At 66.9% G+C, this 8,887-nt stretch carries 8 protein-coding genes; 4 read left to right on the top strand and 4 right to left on the bottom strand.

What is annotated here, in order from left to right:
- The 3 genes from NM961_RS20460 to NM961_RS20450 all read right to left on the bottom strand — a co-directional run.
- On the bottom strand, positions 1-200 hold a 200-nt coding region (locus NM961_RS20460), incomplete at its 3' end, for a hypothetical protein (RefSeq protein ID WP_255916281.1).
- 275 nt (positions 201-475) lie between these two features.
- Positions 476-2,155: an MFS transporter gene (locus NM961_RS20455; protein ID WP_255916280.1), complete on the bottom strand. Its 1,680-nt coding sequence runs from the start codon at positions 2,153-2,155 to the stop codon at positions 476-478.
- 12 nt (positions 2,156-2,167) lie between these two features.
- Entirely contained in the window at positions 2,168-3,538 is a 1,371-nt protein-coding gene (locus tag NM961_RS20450) for a DcaP family trimeric outer membrane transporter (RefSeq protein ID WP_255916279.1), read from the bottom strand.
- A gap of 216 nt (positions 3,539-3,754) precedes the next feature.
- Here NM961_RS20450 and acs point away from each other — a divergent pair, with 216 nt between their 5' ends.
- Together acs and NM961_RS20440 are read left to right on the top strand one after the other, a co-directional pair.
- Positions 3,755-5,701: an acetate--CoA ligase gene (gene acs, locus NM961_RS20445; protein WP_255916278.1), complete on the top strand. Its 1,947-nt coding sequence runs from the start codon at positions 3,755-3,757 to the stop codon at positions 5,699-5,701.
- A 103-nt stretch (positions 5,702-5,804) separates the two neighbouring features.
- Positions 5,805-6,479, top strand: a complete 675-nt coding sequence (locus NM961_RS20440) for a response regulator transcription factor (protein WP_255916277.1) — start codon at positions 5,805-5,807, stop codon at positions 6,477-6,479.
- 153 nt (positions 6,480-6,632) lie between these two features.
- On the opposite strand, the gene NM961_RS20435 is transcribed toward NM961_RS20440, so the two are convergent.
- The gene (locus NM961_RS20435; RefSeq protein ID WP_255916276.1) at positions 6,633-8,003 is read right to left on the bottom strand and encodes a sigma-54-dependent transcriptional regulator; all 1,371 of its coding nucleotides are present in this window, start codon (positions 8,001-8,003) and stop codon (positions 6,633-6,635) included.
- A gap of 218 nt (positions 8,004-8,221) precedes the next feature.
- Between NM961_RS20435 and NM961_RS20430 the strand changes: the two genes are divergently transcribed.
- Both NM961_RS20430 and NM961_RS20425 read left to right on the top strand, forming a co-directional pair.
- Positions 8,222-8,383 (top strand): DUF1328 family protein, encoded by a 162-nt coding sequence (locus NM961_RS20430; protein ID WP_255916275.1) that lies wholly within the window; start codon positions 8,222-8,224, stop codon positions 8,381-8,383.
- 57 nt (positions 8,384-8,440) lie between these two features.
- On the top strand, positions 8,441-8,878 hold the full coding sequence (locus NM961_RS20425) for a PA2169 family four-helix-bundle protein (RefSeq protein ID WP_255916274.1): 438 nt from the start codon (positions 8,441-8,443) through the stop codon (positions 8,876-8,878).
- Positions 8,879-8,887 lie beyond the last annotated feature (9 nt).

The following is an 8,887-nucleotide window of genomic DNA, read 5'->3' as shown; positions in this document are numbered from 1 at the left end:
TGCGACGGATGCGTCGTCGTCCAGCCCGGCACCAGCGCCTCGGATACCTGGAAATAGCAGTTCGACGGCGCCGCACTCGGCAGCTCGAAGCCCAGGTTGACGAAGGTGCGTTGCACCTGGGCCGCCGCGGAGCCCGCGGCCAGTCCCAGCAGCAAGCCCGCGGCAGCGCGCCGGGCCGTCGTCAGTAACGGTAGTTTCATTGTCGTATCCCCGAAAAAAACGTGGCCAGACCGCCGACTACGGCCTGCCCGCACCCGATCCGGAGTGCGGCGTCCGGGGATAATCGGAAAACCAGAAAAAACAGAGTCAGGAAATTTGCGGCCCGTTTTCCGGGCAAGGGACCGGACGGGAATTCACCCGCGCCGCGGGCTTTCCGGTCCGCCACGGGCTGGCCAGCGCCCACACGGTTTTGCAGCGCGACAAAGAAAAAGCGGCCCGCAGGCCGCTTTTTCCTTCTGCCCCTGCTTGCGCAAGGCTATTCGGAAATATCCACGTCCTTGGTCTCGCGCAGGAACAGGCTGCCGATGACGAAGGTGCCCAGTGCGACCACGATGGGATACCACAGGCCCTGATAGATATTGCCGGTGGCCGCGACCAGGGCGAAGGCCGTGGTCGGCAGGAAGCCGCCGAACCAGCCATTGCCGATGTGGTAGGGCAGGCTCATCGAGGTATAGCGGATGCGGGTCGGGAACAGCTCCACCAGCCAGGCGGCGATGGGGCCGTAGACCATGGTCACGTAGATGACCAGGATGGTCAGCAGGATGAACACCATGAAGTGGTTGATCTGGGCGGGATCGGCCTTGGCCGGATAGCCGGCCGCGGTGACGGCGTCGCCGAGATCCTTGGAGAAAGCGGTGTTCTTGGCCTTGAACTCATCCGCCGACAGGCCGGCACCGTCGAAGCTGGGAATGACCTGGCTGCCGACCTTGACGTTGGCCACGCTGCCGGCCGGCGCCGCTTCATTCACATACGGAATGTTCTTGCCGGCGAGGAAGCCCTTGACGATGTCGCAGGAGCTGCGGAAGGTCACGTGCGATTTCAGCTCGCCGGGCACGAACTGGAAGGCGCACTGGGCCGGATCGGCGACGACGGTGACCGGCGAGGTCGCCGCCGCGCTTTCCAGCGCCGGGTTGCCGTAGTGAGTCAGCGCCTTGAAGATCGGGAAATAGGTCAGCGCGGCGATCAGGCAGCCCGCCATGATGATGGGCTTGCGGCCGACCTTGTCCGACAGCCAGCCGAACACGACGAAGAACGGCGTGGCCAGGGCCAGCGCACCGGCCATGAGCAGGTTCGCTGTTGTCGCATCCATCTTCAGGGTCTGTGTCAGGAAGAACAATGCGTAGAACTGGCCCGCATACCAGACCACGGCCTGGCCGGCCGTGGCGCCGAGCAGTGCGAGCAGGGCGATCTTGCCGTTGCGCGAGAAGAAGCTCTCGGTGATCGGCGACTTGGAGCCCTTGCCCTCGGCCTTCATCTGCTGGAACAGCGGCGATTCGTTGAGCTGCAGGCGTATCCACACGGAAATGCCCAGCAGCACCACCGACAGCAGGAAGGGTACGCGCCAGCCCCAGGCTTCAAAGGCTTCCGAACCCAGCCAGGTGCGGCAGCCCAGGATCACCAGCAGCGACAGGAACAGGCCCAGCGTGGCCGTGGTCTGGATGAAGCTGGTGTACAGGCCGCGCTTGCCGTTGGGCGCATGTTCCGCGACGTAAGTGGCCGCGCCGCCGTATTCGCCACCCAGGGCCAGGCCCTGCAGCAGGCGCAGGGTGATCAGTATGACGGGCGCGGCTATGCCTATGGTCGCGTAGCTGGGCAGTATGCCGACGAGGAAGGTCGACAGGCCCATGATGACGATGGTGACGAGGAAGGTGTACTTGCGCCCGATCAGGTCGCCGAGGCGGCCGAACACCAGCGCGCCGAACGGACGCACGGCGAAGCCGGCGGCGAAGGCAAGCAGGGCGAAGATGAAGCCGCTGGTCGGGCTCAGCGCGGTGAAGAACTGCTTGGCGATGATCGCCGCGAGCGAGCCGTAGAGATAAAAGTCATACCATTCGAACACGGTGCCGAGGCTGGACGCGAAGATCACGCGCTTGTGGCCTTGGGTGAGCGGCGCACCGCTGCTGGCGGCGGCCGAGCCGTAGGGAACGCTTGCCATCGTGGATCCTCCTCAGAACGAGTACTTGGCCATGAACTGCAGGCGATCGATGTCGCCGTCGGCACCGCTTTCGAGTTCGCGCCGGCCCAGCATGTATTCGACGCCCACATCGAGCTTGGGCAGCGGCGAATAGATCAGGTTGAGGCGGAAGCTGGACGAACTCTTGGTGGCGCCCGTTCCGGTGTAGGCCACGGGGTTGTCGTAATCGCTGCGGGCGTACATCACGTTGCCGCGCAGTTGCTTGCTGAAGATGTGGCGCCAGGCGACGTAGCCGGCCCAGCCGTCGATGCTTTCGAGATTGTTGTCGGCATCCAGCACCGAATCGGCGGTGATGCCGAAGCCGATGTAGCGGCTCATGCTGCCGGCGCTGAGCTGGTAGCGGATGTCGTTCTTCTCGCCCAGGTTCCACTTGCCGCTGACGCTGAGCGCGCCGCCGAAGCGGCTGTCCTCGATCGCCGGCGCGGTGCCCGCGGCGGCGCGGTCCACGCGCAGGTCGCGCAGCAGCGCGGCGATGCCGAAGTGGCCCCAGCTGCCTTTCCAGGTATAGCGCGCGGCCAGGTCCGGCACGGCGCCGCGGTCGGAACTTACCGACGCGCCGCCGCCGCGCGGCATCACCGTGGTCTGCGGGTCTTCCAGCGAAATCTGGAAATTGCCGCTGGTATAGCGCACCTGCGGCTGGCGCACGAAGACCACGCCGTCGGTGGGACCGACGAAGTCGACCGCGTCGGGCAATGCGGCCGTATCCACGAAGGTGGACCAGGTCTGGCCGGCCAGCCACTTGTTCCAGTAGGCATAGGCATGGCGCAGGGTGACGCCGTAGGTGTTGGTCGCGTTCTCGTTGCCCAGCGCGCCGCCGAAGAAATCGAATTCGACGAAGGCGCCGAGCTTGTCGTTGTTCTCCGTGACCGTGTCCACGCCGATGTTGACGCGCGAGAACTTGGCGCCGGCGTCATAGTCGGTATTGGAATTGTTGCCGCCGACCGGCGTCTGGCCCGGCAGGTACAGGTCGCGGCCGGTGGCTGAATCGGCGAGCTGGCCGCTGTCGGTACGGGTAAGCATGAAATCGGTCTTGATGAAGCCGCCGATCTTGACCGTGGTGCCGGGGTTGGCGCCCGGCGTCAGGGTGGTGACCTGGATCGGCGCCTTCACGCCGGGTGCGGCCGGGCCGGCGGCCGCCGGTGCGGCGGCGGGTGCGGCGGCGCTGGCCTTCTTCTGGGCATCTACCGCGGTCTTGAGTTCGGCCAGCTGCTGTTCCAGTTGCGCGATGCGGGCTTCCAGCGCCGCTTCGCTGCGGCTGTCGGCCTGCGCCGCACCCGCCAGCGACAGGAACACAGCCGCGGCCAGGGCGCTGCGACGTAGTGAAAAATGAAGCGAGATAGCCATTGGACAACCCCTCCCAAGGTGTGTGGCCGGGCGAGGTTGCGCCGTGCGCCGTTTGGACGCCTATTCGCCATTGGTCGAAGCATGCCGGCGTTTCGACTAAAGTCGGGTTGGTTGCGTACGCCGCTGGGCTACTGTTGATGCGATGCAGCAGGGGAGGGCCGCCGCGCACGCGGGTACTTTGCTGCCAAATATGAAGTTAAAAAAGGATACTGAGAGATGAGCAACAAGATCTATCCGGTGGACGCGGCCTACGCCGCGCAGACGCGCATCACGCGCGCGCAGTACGAGGCGCTGTACGCCGAGTCGGTGGCCGACCCGGAAGGCTTCTGGAGCCGCATCGCGCAGCGGCTGGACTGGATCAGGCCGTTCACCCAGGTCAAGGACGTCTCCTTCGCGGTGGAGGACTTCCGCATCCGCTGGTTCGCCGACGGCGCGCTCAATGTCTCGGCCAACTGCCTGGACCGCCACCTGGCCAGCCGCGGCGACAAGACCGCGATCGTGTTCGAGGGCGACGACCCGGCCGATTCGCGCCGCATCACCTACCGCGAACTTCATGCCGAGGTTTGCCGCGCCGCCAACCTCCTGCGCAACCTCGGCATCGGCAAGGGCGACCGGGTCGCGATCTATCTGCCCATGATTCCCGAGGCCGCCGTGGCCATGCTCGCCTGCGCCCGCATCGGCGCCGTGCACTCGGTGGTGTTCGGCGGCTTCTCGCCGGATTCGCTGGCCGGCCGCATCGCCGATTCCCAGTGCAAGCTGGTAATCACCGCCGACGAAGGCCTGCGCGGCGGCAAGAAGGTGCCGCTGAAGGCCAATGTGGACGAGGCCCTGACCCGGCCCGGCACGACCTCGGTGGAAACCGTGCTGGTGGTGCGCCGCACCGGCGCGCCGATCGCCATGCAGACCCCGCGCGACCGCTGGTGGGCCGCCCTGGTCGCCGAGCAGGCGGCCGAATGCGCGCCGGAGGCGGTCAATGCCGAAGATCCCTTGTTCATCTTGTATACCTCCGGCTCCACCGGCAAGCCCAAGGGCGTGCTGCATACCAGCGGCGGCTATCTGACCTATGTCAGCTACACCCACGAATGCGTATTCGACCTGCGCGAGGATGACGTCTACTGGTGCACCGCCGACGTGGGCTGGGTCACCGGCCATTCCTACGTGGTCTACGGCCCGCTGGCCAACGGCGCCACCACGCTGATGTTCGAGGGCGTGCCCAACTGGCCCGACATCAGCCGCTTCTGGCAGGTGGTGGACAAGCACCAGGTGACCATCTTCTACACCGCACCGACCGCGATCCGCGCGCTGATGCGCGAGGGCGAGGAGCCGGTCAGGCGCACTTCGCGCCAGTCGATACGCCTGCTCGGCACGGTCGGCGAACCGATCAATCCCGAGGCCTGGGAGTGGTACCACCGCGTGGTCGGCGACGGCCGCTGTCCCATCGTCGATACCTGGTGGCAGACCGAGACCGGCGGCGCGCTGATCACGCCGCTGCCCGGCGCCATCGACGCCAAGCCCGGCTCGGCTACCCTGCCCTTCTTCGGCGTGAAGCCGGCCATCGTCGATACCAACGGCGCCGTGCAGGAAGGCGCCTGCGAGGGCAACCTGATCCTGACCGACTCCTGGCCCGGCCAGATGCGCACGGTCTACGGCGACCACGAGCGCTTCATCGACACCTACTTCCGCACCTACCCCGGCGCGTATTTCACCGGCGACGGCGCGCGCCGCGATGCCGACGGCTATTACTGGATCACCGGCCGGGTGGACGATGTCATCAACGTCTCCGGCCACCGCATAGGCACCGCCGAGGTGGAAAGCGCCCTGGTCGCCCATCCCAAGGTGGCCGAGGCGGCCGTGGTCGGCTGCCCGCACGATCTCAAGGGCCAGGGCATCTACGCCTACGTCACCCTCAAGGCCGGCGAGAACGGCAGCGAGGAACTGCGCAAGGAGCTGGTGCAGTGGGTGCGCAAGGAGATCGGCCCCATCGCCTCGCCGGACTACCTGCAATGGGCGCCCGGCCTGCCCAAGACGCGCTCGGGCAAGATCATGCGGCGCATCCTGCGCAAGATCGCCGAGAACGCGACGGATCAGCTCGGCGACACCTCGACCCTGGCCGACCCGGGCGTGGTGCAGAACCTGGTGGAGCAGCGCCTGATCCGCGCCTGAGCGCCGCCGCAGCGGTCGGACCCGGTGCCTGCACCGTGGCGCAGCCCACATTCGGCCGCGCCCGCCATTGCCGCGGGCGCGCGCCGGTGCCATGCTCGGACGCATGTCCGAAATCCTCATCGCCGACGACCATCCGCTGTACCGCGATGCCCTGCGCCGTGCCCTGAACCAGGCCGCGCCGGGCGCCACCCTGTACGAGGCCGCGACCGTGCCGGATCTGCTGGCCCTGGTCGAAGCGCACCCCGACGCCGAGCTGCTGCTGCTGGACCTGCACATGCCCGGCGCGCGCGGCTTCTCGGCCTTGGCGCATCTGCGCGGCCAGTATCCGGGCCTGCCGGTGATCGTGGTTTCCGCACATGAGGAAGGCAGCGTCGCACGCCGTGCCCTGGCGCACGGGGCGACCGGCTATATCCCCAAATCCAGCTCCGCCGAAACCATCGTCGAGGCGATACGCCAGGTGCGCGACGGCGAGGTCTGGCTGCCGCCGGCGCTGGGCGCGCAGACCACGCCGCTGAAGGACGACGAGGCCCGCGTCGCCGCCCGCGTGGCCGAACTCACGCCGCAGCAGTTCCGCGTACTGGCGATGATCGCCGAAGGCCTGCTCAACAAGCAGATCGCCTACGAGCTGGGCGTATCCGAAGCCACGGTCAAGGCGCATATGACCGCGATCATGCGCAAGCTCGGCTGCAACAACCGCACCCAGGTCGCGCTGGCGGCCAGCCAGCTCGCGCTGGAACCCAATACGGCGCTGCCGCCGATGGATCCGGACGAGGCCTGAGCGCCGTGCCGGTGCGGGACCGCAGCACGATCTGATTGCGAGGCCGCCCGCCGCCGGGCGTATCCACGCACAGCGGCTTGGCCAGGTCCCGTTTCGGCAGCAAGCGCAGCAACCGGCAAATCCGCGCACCGGCGCCGCCCGCTGCCGCCACCGTCAACCCAGCCCGTAGGCCTTGCGCTTGCGATACAGCGTGGACGCATCGATGCCCAGCTGGCGCGCCGCCACATCCAGCGTCGGTGTGGCCCCGAGCACGGCCTCGATATGCGCGCGTTCCAGTTGTTCTATGGTCACCGGATCGCCCGCGCGCGGCGTCGCGCTGGCCAGGCTCGCAGTCACGCCGGCGGCGGCGAACGGCAGGTGCTCGTAGGCGATTTCCTCGCCGGCGCAGAGGATCACCGCACGTTCGATCGCATTGGCCAGCTCGCGCACGTTGCCGGGCCAGGAATAGGCCAGCATGGCGTTGCGCGCCGATTCGGCGAAGCGCCGCGCCGGCCGGCGGTAGCGCGCGACCAGGCTGGCCAGCAGGCGGTCGGCGATGGCCGGGATGTCCTCCGGGCGCTCGCGCAGTGCCGGCACGGTCAGCGCGATCACGTTGAGGCGGTAGTACAGGTCGTTGCGGAAGGTGCCTTCGGCCACCGCGGCGGCAAGGTCGCGGTTGGTCGCCGCGATCAGGCGCACATCGGCCGTGCGCGTGCGCGGGTCGCCAACGCGCTCGTATTCGCGGTCCTGCAGGAAGCGCAGGAACTTGGGCTGCAGCGACAGTGGAAATTCGCCGATCTCGTCCAGGAACAAGGTGCCGCCCTCGGCCACCTGGACGCGCCCCTGGCGGTGATCGTGGGCGCCGGTGAAGGCACCTTTGACATGGCCGAACAGTTCGCTCTCCAGCAGTTCCGCCGACAACGAAGGACAGTTCACCGTGGCGAAGCCGGCCTTGCGCCGCATGCTCCACAGGTGGATGTTGCGCGCCAGCACGTTCTTGCCGGTGCCGCTCTCGCCCAGGATCAGCACCGTCGCATCGGTTTCCGCGGCCTGGCGCGCCATTTCCAGCAGCCGGCCCATGACCGGGTTGGCGCTGTCCAACTGCTCCGGCACGGTTTCGGCGCGCGAGGATTCCAGTTCCTCGATGCGCCGCTCCAGCCGCCGCGCCTGCACCTGCTGCGCCACCGCGTGCAGCAGTTTCTCCGGTTCGCAGGGCTTGATGAGGTAATCGGCCGCGCCGGCGCGCATGGCGCTGACGGCGATGGCCGCATCCGACTCGGCCGTGGCCATGATAATGCGCATCCACGGCGCCGCCGCGCGCAGCTGCGGCAGCAGGTCGAGGCCGAATTCCTCGCCGATGTGCAGATCGAGTATGCAGACGTCGAACACGCTGCGCGCAACCGCGGCCAGGGCGGAGCTGGTGTTCGGCGCGGTATTGACCTGGTAGCCCTCGTCTTCCAGGCACAGACGGAAGTTGCGCAGCACGGTCGCGTCGTCGTCGACCAGCAGGATGCGTTCGCGCGGTGAATTGATCGTTTCGCTCATTGCGGCTCCATTGTCGGCGGCGCCCCCTTGCAGTCTGCACGGGCCGTCTCCGGTTTCCTGCAATCCGCCGCCGGGCCGAACCGCAGGGATAATTCCAAAGTCATGAAAATAAAGAAGAATTTTTTGGCGACGGGGCTGGCATGCGGAATGACTTGTCTTATCCGACCACGGTGACCTGTCTTCGATCCGTGGAAACGGAAGCCAACCAGGAGAATCCCATGCTGCACTACGCCGTTGTTTTCTTCGTTGTCGCACTGATCGCCGCGGTGCTGGGCTTCGGCGGAATCGCCGGTGCAGCCGCAGGCATCGCCAAGATCCTGTTCTTCGTGTTCCTGGTCCTGTTCGTAATTTCCATGATCACGGGTCGGCGCCGCGTGTAGAGCGTGCCGCCGCCCGGAACGGCGCTTCGTCCACCTTTCGCAGCCAAGGAGAAATCCATGAGCACCAGCAGCAACCTGAAGGACCTGATCGAACTTCTCAACGATGGCGAGAAGTTCTATGCCGAGGCCGCCGCCAAGGTGAAGATCCCTGCCTACGCCAACCTGTTCCAGCGCATGGCGCAGCAGAAACAGGCCATCGCCAGCGATCTGTCGGCGCGCCTGTCCGCGCTGGGCGAGTCCGCCCCGCAGGGCGGCACCATGCTGGGCTCGCTGCGCAAGTTCTACACGGATGTGCGTGCCAGCATGAGCAAGGACAGCGAGGCAGTCTATGTCGGCCAGCTGGAACAGACCGAGGACCGCATCCTCGAAGCCTTCCGCGACGAGCTGACCCAGAGCGAGGATCTGGAACTGCGCCGCATCGCCGAACGCCACTATCCCGATCTCAAGCGCACCCACGACGAAATGCGCGATCTCAAGCGCCGTCTGGCCGCCTGATCCCGGAGC

It is taken from the genome of Tahibacter harae (genome assembly GCF_024437735.1).
In the GTDB taxonomy this organism is placed as follows: domain Bacteria; phylum Pseudomonadota; class Gammaproteobacteria; order Xanthomonadales; family Rhodanobacteraceae; genus Tahibacter; species Tahibacter harae.
This window is presented reverse-complemented; position numbering and strand designations above follow the sequence as displayed.

Coding starts and splice junctions, on each gene's coding strand:
- NM961_RS20450 (WP_255916279.1), bottom strand. CDS start 3,538: ATGGCTATCTCGCTTCATTTTTCACTACGTCGCAGCGCCCTGGCCGCG.
- NM961_RS20435 (WP_255916276.1), bottom strand. CDS start 8,003: ATGAGCGAAACGATCAATTCACCGCGCGAACGCATCCTGCTGGTCGAC.
- acs (WP_255916278.1), top strand. CDS start 3,755: ATGAGCAACAAGATCTATCCGGTGGACGCGGCCTACGCCGCGCAGACG.
- NM961_RS20430 (WP_255916275.1), top strand. CDS start 8,222: ATGCTGCACTACGCCGTTGTTTTCTTCGTTGTCGCACTGATCGCCGCG.
- NM961_RS20455 (WP_255916280.1), bottom strand. CDS start 2,155: ATGGCAAGCGTTCCCTACGGCTCGGCCGCCGCCAGCAGCGGTGCGCCG.
- NM961_RS20440 (WP_255916277.1), top strand. CDS start 5,805: ATGTCCGAAATCCTCATCGCCGACGACCATCCGCTGTACCGCGATGCC.
- NM961_RS20425 (WP_255916274.1), top strand. CDS start 8,441: ATGAGCACCAGCAGCAACCTGAAGGACCTGATCGAACTTCTCAACGAT.